Here is a 19,495-nt window from a genome sequence, read left to right as displayed (position 1 = left end):
AAATTCTTATTAATGTGATTACAGCCCAAGACGTAATCCTAATTGATAGGTTGTAAACTGCGGTTCAAGACCTAAGTCTACACCTTTTGAATATATGGATGAAGAACCACTAAATTCAGGATCATATCCAAGATAATCGGTAGCTGTAAAAATGTTGTTTCCAGTCACATAAACCTTAGCATATTTAAATGTGTTATCATTCATGGGGATATCGTAGCTTAATATTAAGGTTTTTAACCTTACATAGGAACCATCTTCGATCCAACGACTAGAGAATGAAGAATTCCCCATAGGATCACCCCAGGAAACTCTTGGGATATCTGTTTGCTGGCCATCTGTTCTCCATCTATTTAACACTGCCTGAGTTTGGTTTTCAAATCCTGACATTCCTTCTAAAAGTGCTCTTGTACCATTATACACATCATTGCCAGCTGAAAAGGTAAATATGGCATTTAAGGTTATATTTTTATAAGACATTTTATTATTGAACATTCCGACCCAATCTGGATTGGGATCTCCGATAATATTACGGTCATTTTCATCTATAATCCCGTCGTTATTGAAATCAGTAAATTTAATATCCCCCCCTCTAAACGCTGCAAGTTCTCCATTAGGAAGCCTTTTATTTAACCCATCTGCCATTGCATCTGCATTTGTAGTATAGACACCATTGCTCTCAAGACCATAATATAAATTAGCAGGTCTGCCCTCAGTAGTAATAAAAGTAGCTTCACCAAAATTTGTTACAATACGCTCTACAGGTAAAGATTGAACTTCATTGTCATATTTTGATGCAGTCATTCCAATATCCCATTTAAAATCTCCACCTATTACTCTTGCATTCATGGAAACATCTATTCCATTAGTTCTCATTTCACCACTGTTAGAAATTACGTACTCCATTCCAGTGGACTCATTCACCGGTTCATAGATAATCATATTATCTGTATTATTGGAGAATACATCCACACTAGCACTAAGTCTTTCTTTTAAGAAAGAAATATCAAGACCTAAATTCGCTTTCTTTACAATTTCCCATTGCAGTTCTGGATTACCAATATTACCACGGACCAAACCTTGTAATCCCAATAGATTTTGAGAAACATAATAAGTTTTGGAAGTATAATTTCCAATATCATCATTTCCGCTTAAACCATAACTAGCCCTTAATTTTAAGAAGTTAATAGCACTACCTTCCATAAAACTTTCAGATGAGATTAACCATGCTCCCGCAAGTGATGGCATAAAAGCAAATTTTTCGTTACCAATTCCCAAAGCCCAATCCTGAGCTTCACTTCCAAACCTACTGGAGCCATCGAGGGCAAGGTTTAGAGAAAGAAAATATTTATTTTTATATCCATAGTTCGTGGCTAGGTAGACGTTAAGCCAATTCCAGTCTCCAAGGAAACCTCCTACTTGTCTTAAAGAATTTGTTCCCGCACCTACACTGGTAAAATCATCTGTTGCAGAATTAAATCCATAACCGTAATCACTTTCTGCTTTATTAGCCTGAAGTCTGAATCCTAATCTAGAATCAAAAGAATGATATCCACTAACCTTCTGATAGTCCAGATATGTGTCATTATATAAAGTAAATAATCTTTGTACTTCACTTCCAGATTTGTTTCGTACAACCCCGGTACGAAGTGTATCATTTACTACTCCAATATCCGGAATAAAAAAGTTTTCCCTTACTTTACTATAATTAAGCCCAACAATAGAATTTAAGTGAATAGAATTATTAAATTCATATCCAAAATTCAAGTTTCCAAAAAACCTATAATTTTTATTTAATCCTTGTGCGTTGTTCAAAATTGCCACAGGGTTGCTGGTATTAAAAATATCTGAATCGGAAAGATTTGGTGAAACCTGTCCATTATCGTCAATTTGATTTTCAGAAAGAAAGGGCGCCTTAATTAGAGATAAGTTCAGGGGACTGGTCATCGAACGTCCCTGATTCCTAAGGTCCTGCTCTCCATACACAAAGGATAAATTAGAATGTATATTTAATTTAGGACTTACTTGCAAATCAGCATTAAAACGTGAATGATATCTGGTTAAACCGGTGTTTTGAATTATTCCTTCATTCCCAAGATAGCCAACAGAAAGTGCATATTTGGCAATATTATCCCCACCCTGAATCTTCATATAATAGTTCTGGTTAACACTAATTGTTTCAAAAACACGGTCCTGCCAGTTAGTATTATTATGATATTGGTAATATTCCGGACTCCCTACGGCATCATTCATAAATGGTTGAGCTTGTAATCCCTCCTGAGTTAGACCTTTCGTAGTTAGTAATTCAGATAAGTATGTTCTATATTGGCCAGCTCCAAGTATAGGTAATTTATCCGGCCGCAGGTTGAATCCCCCATACATTGCAAAATCAATTTTTGTAGTAAGTTCTTCGGCACGTGTTGTGGTAATGAGCATTACACCATTCCCTCCTTTGGTTCCATAAAGTGAAGAACCATCTTTTATAAAAGAAATATCTTCTATATCTTTAATGTCTATATTGGAAATAGGTGAATTGACAAAATTTTGGTTTAGACCTGCACCGTAATCTTCATCGTCATAAATCATTCCATCTATAATAATAAGAGGTTTATTTGTTGCATACAAAGAATTATAACCTCTAATAAGAATGTCTGCTCCTACATTAGGAGCGCCGGAACGTCTCGTCACATAAACGCCGGAAACCTTTCCCTGAATATATCCACCTACAGCTTCTGTTGCACTCGCTCCCCATTGAGCCTCTCTATCATGAATATTTCCAGTAGCGTAAGGCACTTTTGATTCCATTTTTTCCCCGGAAGGCATTTGAGTATTATTATAAAAAGATGGGTAACCGGCTTCATATAATAAAATTTCTACTGATGATTTTCCATATAAAGGAAATTCTTTTATTTGATAACCATCTCCTTTCAATAATAGTGGTGTATCAAGATTAGGAACATGAATTGTAAATGTGCCATCATCATTCGATATGACTGCGGAAAAATTTGGCACTTCAATATTTATCCCAGACAGAAGTGCCCCTGTTGTCACATTTTTTACAACTCCGGTTATAGGAATACCTTTATTTTGTTCCGTTTTCACAGTAGTACTGTCTTCCTGGGAGTAGGATACTCCTGAGGATATAAAAGCACAACAAAAGCTAAAATTTAATATGATTTTTGTAATTCTTTGCATAGGAAAGGTTAATATTAAAATTATTCAATGATTGGAACTAAAACTAAATAATCCAGGGTTAAAGCATTCCATCTTGATGTTCCGGTATTTGCTGCTACAAGGGCTAAATCAACATCTCCTGCCTCTTCCAATGTAAACTCACCAAGGTAAACTTCATCATAATTAAATGGAACCACCTCCTGATCACCAAATTCTTTTATAGGATCAATTTGAGTTACTGTTCCATTTTCCGATATATATGTTCCCCCACCAATTCTTAAATGTTGCCAGAAAGATCCTTCAAAATCATTAACAGCCCTCCAATAAACCTTATATGTGGTACTGTAAAGCTGAGGCGCCCGATATTTAATTTCAAATTCGGGTACACCATGACCATAGATTTCAATATCTCTAAAATATTCTCCAGATGGATCTGTTTTTTCCCTATAAAATGTAAAAGCTCTTTTATCATCCTGGCTAAAGCCAGTTGGCTCCTCTCCTTCGATTTTTATGGGCTGCAACTTATCTTCAAGTTTTACATTTACTTGATTCATTACGTAAACAATACCATTGCTTAATTTTACCGGTTCGCCAACTATATTCATTGTATTTATTGGAACTTTCACCCCAAACTGAGAAATAAGCGTATCTGGAAGGTTATCACGATTGTAATAGCCTTCGAAAATTAAATCTCTTGAAACATAATATCTAGCGCGGGTATTAGGTGTTAATGACTTAGTATATGGTTTTAGTTTTTGCACCTCCTGATCATAACCATCATTTTGTATTAAGAAATAGGTGAATTTTTTCTTTTCATCCTTTAAATAATAGCCTGTTCTAAGAATTTCATTTAAGATGGTATCCTTATCCAATTCCATACCCTCATAAATCTCAAAAAATCTCTCCTCTTCTCCAAAAAGATCATAATCGTTTAATTTTGTGATAAATTTGTTTTGATCATAATCAGTATTTTCAACTATAAATTCCCACAAATTCAATTTTGGAGTTAAGGGTGCATCTATTACATGATAAATTCCATTAGAGGCATACTGATCTACAACAATGATATTGGCATTTTCAATTTTCTGGTTCGCATAAAAAGACTGATACTTGCCAGTAAGCATTTGTACCTGAAGCGTATCTTCTACTGATCCTGTAGTCGTAGAGGCTAACGTTATATGGTTTTTAACAAATTCAATCTTTTTATCTAAATCAGTTAGCAATTCAGATTCCACCATGCTCATAGCCGCATTATTTGGAGCCCAGATGGTAAAGGTCTTAGAAGAATTCAGGATTTCATCATATCCGGTTTCCTGTAATAATTGGTAAAAACTGGACAGATCTGAATCCTGAGAAATTTTTTCTCCTATTGTTGCCTTTAAATTGGAGTTATTCACTTTTACATGGTCTTCCAGACTATCTGAGCACGATTGTACCGCACCCCAAACAGCTAGTATGCATAACAATCCAAACAATTTCATTACGAATTTCATCCTCATTATTTAAGGTTAATTTTTAGTTTCTTATTGCTTATTCACCTTCCGCTGGTTCTTCTCCTTCATTTTCATATACCAGCTCTCCATCACCCCCTAATTTTGGCCAGAGCTGATCCATTTCTACCGGTCTAAATTCAATAACATCTATCCAGGATGGCCCCCCTGCACCAGTTAATGCTTCGAGTCTAAAGACATGCCGCCCTGTGGTTTCCACATCAACAATTCCCATAAATCTGCTATTATAGATCCAGGTATCACCGGCGAGGCTTTGTTTATAACCCTGGGACTCATATACTCTTGGAGGAAGTTCTGTATTTCTATATTCCCTAAAATCTACTGTTCTGGATAATAATTCTCCATCAAATTTAGCCTGAGCAACAGATGCCCTACCATTTGTTCTATAAGTGATCCAGACTTTATATTGTCCTTTTATAATAACAGGGGTATCAAATTCAATCCACGAGCTACTACCAGTACGCAATCTTTGTATTTCCAGCCAATCCCCCCAATACGCCTGGGCTTCCCGAGAACCGGCGGTATGTGCAACATATTTCACATATAATCCACCTCCCCATCTAATATTTTGAAGTTCTCCCGGGTAAAACGTCACTTCATTTCCAGGTCTACGAAAAATAGAAGGAAGCTGCCTGATTTCGGGCTGATCACCCACATCAAAATAGACAGGAGTAGGAAATCTTACTTTTACATTGAAATTCTCCTTTACGATATGAAGCACTCCATTGGTAGCTGTAACATCACTTTTTTCTCGATCCAGTGGTATACCTCGCTCCAGTTGACCATTAAAGGTTTCTTCATTTAGAAGTACCGTATCTTTCTTTACTCTAACCCCAATAACTTCCGAAGGAGCTTTGGTAATATGGGATGGTGAGGTGACCAGATCAGCTACGTATTTAAGACCTGGTAGGATTCTATATGCAACAAAAAGATTTAGACTATCATCAGGATCCATAGGATTACCAGTATGAGAATACCTGTCCTTCAAGTCCTGAAGAGAATTAATTCCAGCATTTTCAAAAGCTGTATTAGTCTGAGCAAAAACAGTAAGGTAACTTGGAACACTATCTGAATCATATGTTAATGGCTCATTTAAGGGTGCATTCCAGCCTGTTGCCACCACAGCTTCATTGAACAATGACAAATCTTCTCTGGAATCAAGCATTTGTGCCAGGGTTTGTGTTGCTTTAGGAAGCACTTTATCTATTACATGAATTATCCCGTTCCCAACTTCTATATTGGCCTTAATAATCCTGGCCACTTTATTTACCGTAATTTTAGTTTCACCATTTTCATTTTTTGCACCAGTTGTAAGAAACTCTCCATACATTGTAGAAGTTGGTATTTTTCCATCGGTAAATGAAGATGTATTTATTTTCTGCTCAATTAAATGAAGCCTCACAAGATCTTCTAGATCTTCCATACTCACATCTTGGATAGAACTTGCACCTCTTGAAGTAAGATATTCGTCTATAGCATCGTTTGTTGGTAAAAACAACGTATATGTTCCATAAGTTCCAACAAATACATCATTCCCCGTAATTTTCAGAATTTCTAAAAATAATGAAAATTGATCAGGATCATTTTCAATATAACCCAGCATGTTCACTTGAGTATCTGTTCTCTCGGCATATTCTTGCTGACTGCAGGAATGAAGGATTAATCCAAAAATTCCGAGCACCAAAATCGATTTAAATATTCCCCAAGATTTTAATTTCTGAATCATAATTTTATTATTAATTTATTCATAGAATGGATTTTGTTCCAGAGCCTTATTAGCATAAAGTTCATAGAAATAAATAGGAAGGTAATGGCTATTTGAGTCTTCTAATTTTGCCAGAACAGATTGTTGAATATCTGAAGGAACACTGTAGGCTGCCATGGATAAAAGTAAATCTATCCTCTCATAATTATTTCGTTTTGCATTTCTTAGCACATCAAACCAGCGCTTTCCTTCAAATGCAAATTCTCGAGCTCTTTCCTCCAGGATATAATCAGTGATACCTTCAGTATCAGAAGGGTTTCTCTCTGTCTGGTCCAGGGCGGTGGCTCTTTCCCTTACCTGCCCTATTAGAGCCAGTGCTCCCTCATTGTCACCCATTTGGTTTAGGGCCTCTGCTTTCATTAGTAAAATATCAGCATATCTGTAAACAAACCAATGAGTATCTGAGGTGGCTCGTGATTTTCTTTCGTTGGTGGTTAAACCAATATATTTATAAATGTAATTGTTAATTGCAACCAACGAGGCTCTATCACCCCTTATATCTTTTTTGGTTGGATCCTGAAAGTTTACCCCGAATACTTCTTCGGTAACTCTTGCCGAAGCAGTATACCTGGGTCTTTCAAAAAACATATCGTAGAAAGGATTCAAATTATTTAAACTATACTGTAGTTCAAAAATACTTTCTGTGGAATTTCCCTCAGCAAAAACAATATTAAACCATGAATTATTCGCAGGTATTAATGCATAATTCCCAGAGTTTATAACTTTATTACAGGCTTGTACCGTCGAATTATAATCTTCCAGCCACAAATAAACATCTGCCTGCAATGCATTGATTGCATATTTTGTAATTCGGCCTTTGTTTGCCGCAGGACTTCCGTAGTTTTCTTTTGCTTTCCCTTCGGCTTCTTTTAAGTCTAAAGCAATCTGCTCAAGAATTTCCTGTTGTGAAGATTTGGGAATTTGAAAATTATCCTGATCTGTTAATGTTGCATCCAATTTTAACGGAACATCCCTAAAAGTTCGAGTAAGTGTAAAGTACAAATAAGCTCTTATAGTTAAGGCTTCTGCAACATATGAATCTAGTTGTTCTTGAGTAAAGGTTGGATCTTTTTCTAATACTCCTGGAGCTAACTCAATAACGGTATTACAGAAATTTATAATTCTATAAAAAGCAGACCAGGTTGTAATTGGGTTGGTATCTAAAATATTAAATCTGGTAATATCCCTTTCATCATTGCTTGCATATTCGGTAGCGAGAACCATGTCGGCTCTCATCTCTCCCCACATAAACAAATAATCGGTTAAAGGCCTGTCGTTCACACCGGCTGGCTGATTCAACATAGCATCATAAATACCGATCACAGCTGCCTGAACATCTTCTTTAGTTTGATAGAATTCCTGCCGTACCGTACCATCTTCTGGTTTTAAATCTAAATAATCATCGCAAGACTGAAGTATCATTACTACAAGTAAAACAAATGAAATTTTAAAAATATTTATCTTCATAGCACTTTAATTAAAATCTGGTTGAAATACCTAGGGTAAAACGTCTGGTTGGTGGAGTACGCGAATAATCTATAGCAATTCCAAAAGGGTCTCCTCCTCTCATGCTCACTTCTGGATCCTGCCCACGATAGTTCGTAAAAGTCAAAATATTATCAGCAGTAAGAAAAACTCTTAAATCCCCCAGATTTAAATTCTGTAAAAATTGTTCGTCAAAGTTATAGCTAACTGTTGCAGAACGGAATCGTAGAAACGATGCATCTTCCACATATCTGTCTGACCCAAGCCAGTTATAACCCGCTCCATAAACTGCCCGGGGAATATCTGTTTCATCTCCGGGGTTTCTCCATCTACTTAAAACAGCGGTACTTTGATTATCCCAACCGTACATGTTGGTAGTTAACATATCTGTTCCATTAACTACGTCATATCCTATGCGGTAATTGAAAAATGCAATAAATTTCCACTGGTCATTTAATGTTATGGTTGGCCCAAATCCGCCGGTGAACTTTGGATTACTGTTTCCCAGGTAAACCACATCTCTGGAGTCTATATTACCATCATTGTTAATATCTTCATACATAGCATCCCCAGGTTGAAATACATAGTCTGTATTAGGATAATTAAACCTCATATAAACTGTTTGTCCATTAGGGCCGGTAATTAAATCCCCATCTCCATCTCTGGCTTGTGTAGCTTCAATATCTTCATAAACTCCTTTAAATTTATAGCCGTAGAATGAACCAAAAGGGTTATCAATTTGTAGAAATCGTTTAAATTCTCCGTTTCTGTCAACATTTCCCTGTTCACTGGGAAAAAATTCTGAAATTTCACGAATTATATTTTCATTTCTGGCAATATTAAAATTGAACTCGATTTTTAAATTATCTGATTTATATGGAGTAGTATATAGGCCTACTTCCCATCCCTGATTATCTAAGCGTCCAATATTCATATCAATCGAATTATAACCTGATATAGAAGCGATATTCAAATTGTTAAATAATAAATCATCTGTAGAATTTTGGTAAACATCAACATCCAGCATTATCCTTTCATCAAACATTCGAAGGTTGAATCCTAAATTTTTACCTGTTAAAGTTTCCCATCTTAGATTTGACAATTCGATATTACTTGGATATACACCAGCTAAGCCAAGATAATCTGCACCAAAATTTCCATAGGTATTAAAAAACGTGTAATCATACCTGGGGGCTCTACCAGATTTACCATAACTGGCTCTAAAACTTAGATCATCGATAAATTCAAACTGCTGCATAAATTTTTCTCCAGATAATCTCCAACGCGCAGAAATTGAAGGAAACAATCCATAGCGATTTTCCGGACCAAATTTCGAACTACCATCGGCTCTAACGCCAACATTTAAAATATACCTGTCTAACAATCCATATTGTACGTTTGCAAGCGCTGCCACACTTCGGGACCTACTATTATTTGTGTATAGATTGAGGTCGTCATTTTGTGTTCTGGATGGAACCGACGGATCTGTTAACAATGAAGAGGCTGTATTTGAAGTTAAGGCCTGGTGCGAAACATAATTATAATCATTAGACTGCAGTGAAACTACACCCTGAAAGGTGCTATTTTCCCCAACCTCTGGAGTAAATATAAAGTTCGTTTTTGTAATGAGGTTAAATGCATCAACATCGGCATCTGTAGCCCGGTTTACTACAGTTTCAGTAAAAGGACGCCCGGTAGCATTTTGAGGCAGAAAGGCATTTAATTTTGTGTTATTTATATCAAATTGCAAATCAAAGGTTGTAGTCAGTAATGACGGAATCAGCTGCCAGTTGATATTAAAGTGTGATACAATTCTCTCCCCTCTTTGAGTGTTCTCTGCAAACTCTGCCATTGCCACAGGATTGTATGTTCTGGAATATGCTCCCTGAATATTAGATACAGGAGAAAAATAATTGGGCGTCTGGTTCCCATATTCATCATATTCATAAATGCTCATATTGGGCATTTTAACGTATGCAACACTTCTAAGTCTATCACCATTATCAGTGCCGTTTACATAATTCCTTTCTGTTTTAGAGTGGGTGTAAGAAATATCAGCCCTGAATTTAATTCTATCTGATACGATATAATCAAGATTCAATCTTGCATTAATTCTATTGAGTCCAGTTCCTATGGTCACACCTTTAGAATCATAATACCCCAGAGATGTATAATAGCGTGCTTTTTTACCGCCTCCCTGAAGCGATAAATTATGATCCTGAATTAAACCAGTTTGAGAAATAGCTTCGATCCAATTAGTATTATTACTATAATTTTCATACCAATAAACTTCCTGCGGATCATACTGAAATTCCTTTATGGTAAGTGTATTTAAAGGTCGTCCATCCCTATTCATAAATTCTTCCGGAATTAGTTGCGAATATTGATCCCCGCTTAACATGGGAATTGTTTCCGGTAGCGAAGCCACAGATCCTCTAAAAGTGTAGCCAATTGTAGGCGGTCCAACCGCACCACGTTTTGTGTTAATCATTAAAACACCACTGGCTGCTCTTGCACCCCACATGGCCGTAGCGGCTGCATCTTTTAAGACGCTAATACTTTCTATATCAGAAGGAGCAATATTAAGCAGCGCTGCATATTCTTCCTGATCGGCAGTACCAAAATTAAAATCCTGTGGTACTGAAGTTTCATAAGGCATTCCATCTACCACTACCAATGGATCTGAAGACCCATTAATGGAAGAGGTACCTCGAATTCTAATTTGCATTCCTGCGCCCGGATCACCGGAGGAGGAGGAAATATCCACTCCAGGCATTCGACCTTGTAAAGCCTGTTCTATAGTTGCAGACTGTGTGTTTTCAACTTCCTGAGCACTAATAGTTACCACACTGGTTGTCTGGTTCCGCTCAGCAATATCCAGTAGTCCGGTTTCCCTTACCTTTTCAGCCGTAACAATAACCTCGTCCATTTGCTCTAGAGAAGCTTCTAAAAATATCTCAATATTATTAGTGTTTTGACCGAGAGTGATAATTTTAGTCTTATACCCTATAGATGATATTTCTAATTGATGATTCAGATTTTTTACTCTTATGGCGAAACTACCATCAAAATCTGTTGACACCCCCGTGATAGTCCTATTCTCAACATCTTTTTCAATAACAGTGGTCCCAATAATTGGTTGATTGGTTTCACTATCTAAAACTTTACCCCTAATTAATTTTGAGTTGGAGTTTTGTGACACAATTATATTGAATGAAAATATCAGCGTTAGGAAGAGTACGCGATATAAAATTTTGGTTAAATTTTTAATCATAATATTAATCATTGTATAGAAGATAATTATCAATCAAATGAATTAAAGACCTGTCTGCCAAGTTGTTACTGTATTCAGGAATCAACATTGCAGATCTATTATTTTCATCCACTAATTCAAGGCTACCTGGTTCGTTTACTACTCTTATATAAGCTGCCTCTCCAAAATCATCTTTAAGGAGTGTTCCAATAAGCCCACTAATGAACCCATCAGCAGCTATAGTTCTGGTATCCAGAATATGATAAAGAATAAATTTTTCTACCATCTCTTTCTCTGCAATGTCTGAAGGATTGAAATTTGGCTCCATCCCGGTCTCGGTTTCGGTTCCGGGAAGAACACCATCTTCGACAGCCTGGCGGATGGCATCATTACTTGGCACTAAAAACGTATATTTAGTCCCTAAATCCACACCTCTAATTGCGTTAGTCCCTCTATCATAAATACTTGTATTTTCAAGATATCTATAGAAATATTCAAAAGGAGAATCTTCCAGGACAATAGTATCATGACCTATTGCCAATTCTTTTAAATCCTGTGCAGGTGGTTCTTCACTGAATTCAAGTAAATTATCAGTATAATATACACGCCCATTTTCCTGATCTTCATATCCGGTAATATTCACAACGTTTTCAAGCGCTTCGTTTCCTGCAGCATACACCTGGTTATTATCATATTTTATATATTCTCCAGGAATTTCATTGTCTCCACTTCTAAATATTCCAGTTCCGGAAAGATCATCTAACTCCCCATTAGGGGTTTGAACAATATGGTTATATAAAATTCTTAAAATTCTCGCACGGGCAATAGAACCCGCAACAGTTGTATTAGTTACAGGAGAAGTATAAGTCCATTCCTGACGATCCAAATTATACCCATAGCCTAAATCTTGAAGAACTTCATCAGACATGAGAAAAAGAGTATAATTTCTTCCTATGTTACTTATTATATTTTTATATCCGTCTGGCTCGTTTAAGGCCCGAGTCATTAAAGTATAGTCTGGATCCAAATATGCCGAGGTATAAACCGAATAAAATATATTAGATTTCTGAATAATATTAGTACCATAGAACAATCCATTACTGAGCACCTGTGGATCTACCACATCTGTATTTTCATTAAATCTTGCTTCCTCTTCAAGAATATTTGTACTACTTGCAAATTTGCTAGGCCACACCGTATTTTTCCACATATGAGCATTAACAAAATCTTCAAACACATATTTAGGCAATGCATTTATAGAAGAATAGTGTTTTAGCAAAATCTCATCAATAAATTTTTGCAAAGCTTCGTTTTGCGGAACAAACATGGTAAAACCATCAGCCTGTGCATCATTGTCGCTTTCTTTAAGATAATTTTCATTATTTGGAGAAAAACCTAAAGCAGGATCATAAACTTTTACATAAACATCCTCAGAATTTCCTGTATAAGTTTTATATGTCTGAGTAGCTTCATCATTTTGTACATAGCTTACTAGATTATTATCCAGAATACTCTTAAAGAGACTGTATTCCGGTTTCCCTCCTAAATATTGATCTATATTTTGGAGCGGAAGTGAGACTTTAGACACTTCATCTATAACACCATTTTCCGCAATAATATCTTCTGTTATTACGGTTCCGTCTATAACATTAAATCCAGTGTAAGGTTCATTAGGAAAGAAGTAATTATAATCTGCAGCACTAAGCCTGTTAAGCTGCATATATTCTTCATAAAAATAAGGGATATATTTATTATTATTATCCCCCTCAATATAATAATTAGCGTTTCCGTCATTATTCCTATTAGAGGCAATTGTAACAATTTCCTGTCCATTCACCATCTCCCGAGTAAACCCAGTGTAATAGGCTGTTCTTCTTTTATATGCCATGTCGGGCTCCCATCCCAACGGACCTTGAAAATCTGCAATATGATCTGTTCTGAATGCATTGTAAACCAAGGCATACTTTACAATTTTAGATGCAGCAACCGAATCGATATCCCCCAATGAACTAAATTCAGGGTTCTCTTGAAAGAAATTATTGAAGGCTTGGTCATTTGGAGCAAACATGGTCCAGTAACCTGCCTTACTTAAGATATCTTTGTATCCTGCTTTTTCGATTACTTGAAGTAAATTAGTGAAATTACCCCTAGCCTCTAAAACCTGAAATATAGGATCTTCCAAATCATCGGGTCTAGCATAATATTCATCAAATTCCTGCTTGCTACAGCTTGATAAGAGCAAAGAAATAGCAAAAAGTAAAAAGCTTATAATTTTGTTTTTCATTCTTTTTAATGTTAGGTAGTCTTACGGAATAGCTTTTTAAAACCTTAGTAAAATATTAACAATGTAAAATTAAAAGCTTTTAACTTATTAGGTATCCTGTACTGTACTGCCAAGAGTTATGTAATCCTCAAATTTTGTCCTAAAAATTTTATTAATCCTTATTTTAACCTTATAAACACTGAGTTCTTAATAATGAACAGAAGTATATTAAGCGTCAGACATTTGGAAAAAATGCTATTAAAACACCCGATTTTTTTGGTTTCTATTTTAACAAATTTGTTAATTCATGAAAGATTAAGAGGTATTATATCTTTTGAGTTTTATTTAAGATTCTTGTGTAGAAAATGCTAATTTTTACTCCTTTAATTCGACATTCACCGACTTAGCATCTTTATCAAATTGTGCATTGAGTTTATGTTTCAAAGTAGTTGTAATTTCAGGATATACATTTATCAGATTTATTGTTTCAGAAATATCATTTTCAACATTATAGAGTTCGAAATCTGGCTCCCTTTGGAGATGCCTAGTTCTAATTAATTTCCATGGTTTTTCTATTAAGCTTTCCTGAAGGTGCCCCCTTATGTATATGCTTCTATCAAAAACGGAATGATTTACCATTGAAGACCAAAAAGAACGTCCTTCTATATTTTTCGGAAATTCTTTGATCCCTGCTATTTCTAAAAAGGTGGGCATTAAATCCTGTGCGCTATTATACTCATTGAAAGTACCCGCTGTTAATCTCCCCTTCCAAACGAGTATGGCCGGCACTCGAATGGCCCCTTCATAATTACGGGTTTTAAAATCTCTAAGAGGTTCATTGTTCCCGAGATTGGAATTAGGACCATATTTACCTTCGTATTGAGAATCAGGATACCAGTTTTCCTGAGCGCCATTGTCACTCATAAATACGACAAGAGTATTTTCAGAAAGTTTTTTTTCATCTAATTCTTTCAATACCCTTCCAATGGCATCATCCAAATGTGTCATCGCAGCAGCATAATCAAGTCGGGAACTATCTTTAATTATTCCACGGTATTGTTCTTTCCATTTTTTAGGTTCCTGTAAAGGAATATGGGGAGCACTATATGCCAGTTGTAAGAAAAATGGTTTATTAATTTTTTCATTTTTAGCAATCCATGCTATCGCATCCTGTGTTAGAAGATTTGTGACGTGTCCCTTTTCATTAATAAAATCCCCATTTCGATGCCAGCTGGAATCTCCATTTTTATAAGTGTGCGCATATTGATCTATCTGACCATGCAAAAATCCATAAGAATAATCAAAACCATAAGCTTCCGGACCACTTTCGGGTTTTAAACCAAGATGCCACTTTCCAATTAAGGCTGTTTGATAACCTACATCTTTAAGAATTTGCGGAAGTGTTTTAATAGAATCCGGCAAACTCTTCTCACTTCTCCCACTAATAGGAGCGACTATGCCTATTCGACTCGCAGGCATACCGGTTAAAATACTGGCTCTTGTGGGTGAACAAGTAGGGCATACATAAAAACGGTTAAATTCTAATCCATTCTTAGCAAGTTTATCGATATTCGGAGTATTAATTTGGGATCCATGAAAGCTCATATCATTCCAGCCTGCATCATCGGCAATTATTAAAAGTATGTTTGGTTTTGAAAAGTTCGCAACCTTATCTCTCTTATTATCTTCCTTTTCAGATGTTTTGCAACCATAGGTAATAGTTGATAAAGTAAGGAATAGTAGAATTTTATATGGATACCTATAATTTAATCTCATTTTAAAGTTTAGGTAAATAATTTAGGATATATAAGATTTCAAAAATAAAATTTAAATACCTGCACTGTATCCTGTACTATACTGAATCAACAAAAACAGGACGGCACAGGATGCTAAGGGGATAAGTAAACCATAACTTGAATCATTAATTCTCGCTTTGGCACGAAGGCAAAATTTTAAGAAATTATATCCGAATTTGTATTTAAGAAAAATGAATGGTCTATCAACTGAAGGAGATAAAATACATTAAGCATTAAAAGAAACTTTCAAATATGATCTAATATTTTGATCTTTAGTCAAATGTTCATTTTACTCCTCAAGAACATGGACGATTTTTCAGAGCAAATTTTAAACAAAACCGATATTTATATAGTGAAGATCCAAAAGTCAAACATTTAATGGAAAAAAAATTAATTATTTTCGCTCTTATTTTATCGAGTAGCATTCAACTAGTAGCGCAGAACAAATCAGTTGACACCATATTTTCACTTGAAACAAATAGAGAAACCAAGACCTGGACAAGATGGTGGTGGATGGGTAATGCCGTGGATAAGCCAAATATTAAAAATAATCTGATAAAACTCCATGAAGCTGGAATAGGTGGTGTCGAGATAACTCCTATTTATGGCGTAAAGGGGGAAGAAGAAAATTTTATTGACTTTCTATCTCCTGAGTGGATTGATATGCTAAATTACACCATTAAGACGGCAGATAGTCTTAATATGGGAGTTGACATGGTACTTGGGACAGGATGGCCTTATGGAGGGCCGCAAGTAGAAATAGAATATGCCGCAACCAAACTAGTTACCGAAAAATATGAGGTAAAAAGTGGAGAGAAATTTAATAGTTTGATAAAAGCAAATTCCAAAGAAAAACAAGCTACTATATTATTATACGTACTTGCATTTGGTAAAGACGGATCCTATAAAAATCTTACAGATGAATTAGAGGGCAATTCTCTCTCTTGGAAAGCCAAAAAAACAAATTATACTATTTATGCAGTTTTCTCTGGAAAAACAGGACAACAGGTAAAACGATCAGCTCCTGGAGGTGCAGGCTATACGCTTGACCACTATTCCGAAGAAGCTTTAAACGATTACCTGAAACCATTTAATAAGGCTTTTGAAAGCCTGGATGGTAAATTAAATTCAATTTTTAATGATAGTTATGAAGTTTACGGAACGGATTTTACACCAGATTTCTTCGATGAATTTGAAAAAAGAAGAGGTTATGATCTTAAACCAAATCTTGAACTTCTTTTAAGTAAAAAAAATTCTGAAGAAGCTAACAGAGTTAAAAGCGATTACAGAGAAACTTTATCTGATTTATTATTGTATAGATTTGAAGAGCCATGGACGGCTTGGGCTCATGAAAAAGGGCTTAAAACCCGCTTGCAGGCCCATGGTTCTCCTGGGAACCTTATAGATTTGTATGCTGCCGCAGATATTCCCGAATGTGAAACCTTTGGCTCCATGCCCTTCGACATACCAGGATTTAGAAGATTGAAAGAAAATATTCGAGAAGGTGATGCTGATCCTGTTATGTTAAAATTCTCATCCTCCGCTGCCCATATTTCAGGGAAACCTCTTACTTCTTCAGAAACATTCACTTGGTTAAGGGATCACTTTAAAACAGCATTATCACAAACTAAACCTGAAGTAGAAGAATTAATGCTGAACGGGATTAATCATATTTATGTCCATGGAAATACTTATTCTCCAAAAAGAGCAAAATGGCCAGGATGGAAATTTTATGCTGCTGTGAACTTTAGTCCCAATAATACAATTTGGGAAGATGCTTCAGGGCTTTTCGAATATATCAATAACTGTCAATCTTTTTTACAGGCAGGTGAACCCGATAATGAAATTCTTTTATACTGGCCGGTTCATGATATTTGGGGGAATTACCTGAATGGCGAGCTTTTTTTCCAAATGAAAATTCATTCTCTGGACGAATGGCTGCATGGCACTCCTTTTTATAATTTAACCAAGGACTTAATGCGTAAAGGCTATCAATTAGACTTTATTTCTGATGCCTTTGTAGACCAAGCTGAAGTTCAGGAAGGAAAAATTGTGCTGCCAGGTGGTACTTATAAAAGTCTTGTTATACCAGATTCTGATAAAATGCCTTTAAAAACTTTAAAAAAATTAATTGATCTTAAGGAAAAAGGTGCCAGTATCATTTTTGAAGGGCTTCCTGAGTCAGTACCTGGTTTTACAAATTATGAGCAAAGAACTCAATCTCTAAAAAATTTACTAACTGATAAGCTGCCGCTTTTAAATCCAGTTTCGAATATTCCAAATGAGCTTGAAACCAGGGGGATACTTCCCGAAACTATGATCAAAACTGGCCTAAAATTTATTAGAAGAGATGAAAATGGGGAAAAAATATATTTTTTAGTAAACCACACTTCCAATTCCATTAATGAATTTATACCTGTAAATGGACAATTTTCTTCAGTAATACTATTTGATCCATTAACCGGAAAATATGGCAAAGCCCAATCTAATATACTGGAGAACAAAACAATGGTGAAAGTTAATATATTACCCGGTCAATCATTCTTTCTTAAAACAGGCAACATTCAACATAATGAGGAATGGGGTTACTATCAGTCATCTGAAAAATCTCATCTATTAGAGGGTAAATGGTACTTAACTTTTGATAAAGGTGGACCCGAATTACCAAAAAAAACCACTATCAATCATCTTGAAACCTGGACAAACTTAAGTGAAAAGGCAGAAGCATTTTCCGGTACTGCTACATATACTATAAATTTTAAAAGACCTGAAGGCAAAGCAGACAACTGGTTACTAGACTTGGGTGATGTTCGGGAAAGCGCAAGGATTTGGGTAAACGATGAGTACATAGGTGAAGCCTGGTCTGTACCCTTTAGATTAAATATAGGGAATTTAAAAGATAAACAAAATACACTTAAAATTAAAGTAACCAATCTGCCGGCAAATCGAATTAGAGATATGGAAATAAGAGGTGAAGAATGGAAGATCTTTTATGAAATAAATATGGTGAATAAAGATTATGAAAAATTTGATGCAACCAAATGGGATCCTACTCCATCCGGTTTATTGGGCCCAATAACCTTAACTCCTCTAACCAAACAGAATTAAAATTAACTAATGAAAGCAAAGACAGTTTTAGCCTTCGCCTTATTCCTGACTATCTCAACGCTAAGCGCTCAGGAAACTTTTGACCGTAACCAGGTATTAGATCAAATGCAGCTGGCCAATAAATACTTTATGGAAAAATGGCCTGACGTGGGCAAATCTATTATCACCAATAAAGAAAGGCCCAGTAATATCTGGACCCGGGCTGTTTATTATGAAGGTTTGATGGCTCTTCACGAGATATATCCAAAAAAGGAATATTATCAATATGCTCTGGATTGGGCAGATTTCCATGATTGGGGTTTCAGAAGCGGAAATGAAACCCGGAATGCAGATGATTACTGTGCTGCCCAAACGTATATAGATTTGTATAACCTTGAACCAGCCTCGGAAAAACTGAAGAATACCCGGGCCTGCATGCGGAAATTTCTTCACACTCCTCAAAACAATGACTGGGACTGGATAGATGCCATCCAGATGGGAATGCCGGTTTTTGCTAAGATGGGAGTCCTGGAAAATGACGAAAGGTATTTCGAAAAAATGTACAATATATATATGTATACACGAAATAAAGAAGGTGAAAATGGCCTCTTTAATGAGACAGACGGGCTCTGGTGGCGTGACGCTGACTTTGATCCGCCTTACACAGAACCTAATGGCGAGGACAGTTACTGGAGTCGCGGAAACGGTTGGGTTGCTGGAGCTTTAGCCAAAGTTCTTTCAATAATTCCTGAAGATGCACCTCACCGGGAGCAGTATCTAATGGATCTTAAAACAATGGCTGCAGCTTTAGCCGAGACACAAAGAAAGGATGGTTTGTGGAACGTTAGTTTACATGATGATACTCATTTTGGGGGGCCTGAACTTTCTGGAACTGCCCTATTCATTTATTCAATAGCTTATGGCGTTAACCATAATTTACTAGATCGGGAAAAATACCTCCCTATAATCAAGAAAAGCTGGAATGCGATGACAGAAAAATCACTTCACGATAATGGTTTCTTAGGTTATGTACAATCAACAGGAAAAGAACCTAAAGATGGACAGCCCCTCTCTTATGATAAAATTCCGGATTTTGAAGATTACGGACTTGGATGTTTTCTTCTAGCCGGCAGTGAGGTTTATAAAATTGAAAATCTTTGAATA

The 19,495-nt window shown here is 36.0% G+C and carries 9 protein-coding genes; 2 read left to right on the top strand and 7 right to left on the bottom strand.

The annotated features are described in order from the left end of the window. Window positions 1-18: 18 nt before the first annotated feature. The 7 genes from DHD80_RS14520 to DHD80_RS14490 form a co-directional block, all read right to left on the bottom strand. Entirely contained in the window at window positions 19-3,192 is a 3,174-nt protein-coding gene (locus tag DHD80_RS14520; protein ID WP_251742180.1) for a SusC/RagA family TonB-linked outer membrane protein, read from the bottom strand. Window positions 3,193-3,212: 20 nt separating this feature from the next. Then, window positions 3,213-4,664, bottom strand: coding sequence for a fasciclin domain-containing protein (locus DHD80_RS14515; protein ID WP_251742179.1), 1,452 nt, complete (start codon window positions 4,662-4,664; stop codon window positions 3,213-3,215). 37 nt (window positions 4,665-4,701) lie between these two features. After that, window positions 4,702-6,408: a fasciclin domain-containing protein gene (locus tag DHD80_RS14510; RefSeq protein WP_251742178.1), complete on the bottom strand. Its 1,707-nt coding sequence runs from the start codon at window positions 6,406-6,408 to the stop codon at window positions 4,702-4,704. 15 nt (window positions 6,409-6,423) lie between these two features. Next, window positions 6,424-7,914, bottom strand: a complete 1,491-nt coding sequence (locus tag DHD80_RS14505) for a RagB/SusD family nutrient uptake outer membrane protein (RefSeq protein WP_251742177.1) — start codon at window positions 7,912-7,914, stop codon at window positions 6,424-6,426. Between the two features lie 10 nt (window positions 7,915-7,924). Next, on the bottom strand, window positions 7,925-11,134 hold the full coding sequence (locus DHD80_RS14500) for a SusC/RagA family TonB-linked outer membrane protein (RefSeq protein ID WP_251742176.1): 3,210 nt from the start codon (window positions 11,132-11,134) through the stop codon (window positions 7,925-7,927). A 76-nt stretch (window positions 11,135-11,210) separates the two neighbouring features. Beyond that, window positions 11,211-13,469, bottom strand: a complete 2,259-nt coding sequence (locus DHD80_RS14495) for a fasciclin domain-containing protein (RefSeq protein ID WP_251742175.1) — start codon at window positions 13,467-13,469, stop codon at window positions 11,211-11,213. 354 nt (window positions 13,470-13,823) lie between these two features. Continuing rightward, the gene (locus tag DHD80_RS14490) at window positions 13,824-15,224 is read right to left on the bottom strand and encodes a sulfatase-like hydrolase/transferase (RefSeq protein WP_251742174.1); all 1,401 of its coding nucleotides are present in this window, start codon (window positions 15,222-15,224) and stop codon (window positions 13,824-13,826) included. 398 nt (window positions 15,225-15,622) lie between these two features. Between DHD80_RS14490 and DHD80_RS14485 the strand changes: the two genes are divergently transcribed. Both DHD80_RS14485 and DHD80_RS14480 read left to right on the top strand, forming a co-directional pair. After that, the gene (locus DHD80_RS14485; RefSeq protein WP_251742173.1) at window positions 15,623-18,352 is read left to right on the top strand and encodes a glycosyl hydrolase; all 2,730 of its coding nucleotides are present in this window, start codon (window positions 15,623-15,625) and stop codon (window positions 18,350-18,352) included. A 9-nt stretch (window positions 18,353-18,361) separates the two neighbouring features. After that, window positions 18,362-19,492 (top strand): glycoside hydrolase family 88 protein, encoded by a 1,131-nt coding sequence (locus DHD80_RS14480; protein ID WP_251742172.1) that lies wholly within the window; start codon window positions 18,362-18,364, stop codon window positions 19,490-19,492. Window positions 19,493-19,495: the final 3 nt, after the last annotated feature.

This window comes from Gramella sp. AN32, assembly GCF_023718305.1.
GTDB lineage: Bacteria > Bacteroidota > Bacteroidia > Flavobacteriales > Flavobacteriaceae > Christiangramia > Christiangramia antarctica.
This window is presented reverse-complemented; position numbering and strand designations above follow the sequence as displayed.

Coding starts and splice junctions, on each gene's coding strand:
- DHD80_RS14490 (WP_251742174.1), bottom strand. CDS start 15,224: ATGAGATTAAATTATAGGTATCCATATAAAATTCTACTATTCCTTACT.
- DHD80_RS14515 (WP_251742179.1), bottom strand. CDS start 4,664: ATGAAATTCGTAATGAAATTGTTTGGATTGTTATGCATACTAGCTGTT.
- DHD80_RS14510 (WP_251742178.1), bottom strand. CDS start 6,408: ATGATTCAGAAATTAAAATCTTGGGGAATATTTAAATCGATTTTGGTG.
- DHD80_RS14520 (WP_251742180.1), bottom strand. CDS start 3,192: ATGCAAAGAATTACAAAAATCATATTAAATTTTAGCTTTTGTTGTGCT.
- DHD80_RS14485 (WP_251742173.1), top strand. CDS start 15,623: ATGGAAAAAAAATTAATTATTTTCGCTCTTATTTTATCGAGTAGCATT.
- DHD80_RS14480 (WP_251742172.1), top strand. CDS start 18,362: ATGAAAGCAAAGACAGTTTTAGCCTTCGCCTTATTCCTGACTATCTCA.
- DHD80_RS14495 (WP_251742175.1), bottom strand. CDS start 13,469: ATGAAAAACAAAATTATAAGCTTTTTACTTTTTGCTATTTCTTTGCTC.
- DHD80_RS14505 (WP_251742177.1), bottom strand. CDS start 7,914: ATGAAGATAAATATTTTTAAAATTTCATTTGTTTTACTTGTAGTAATG.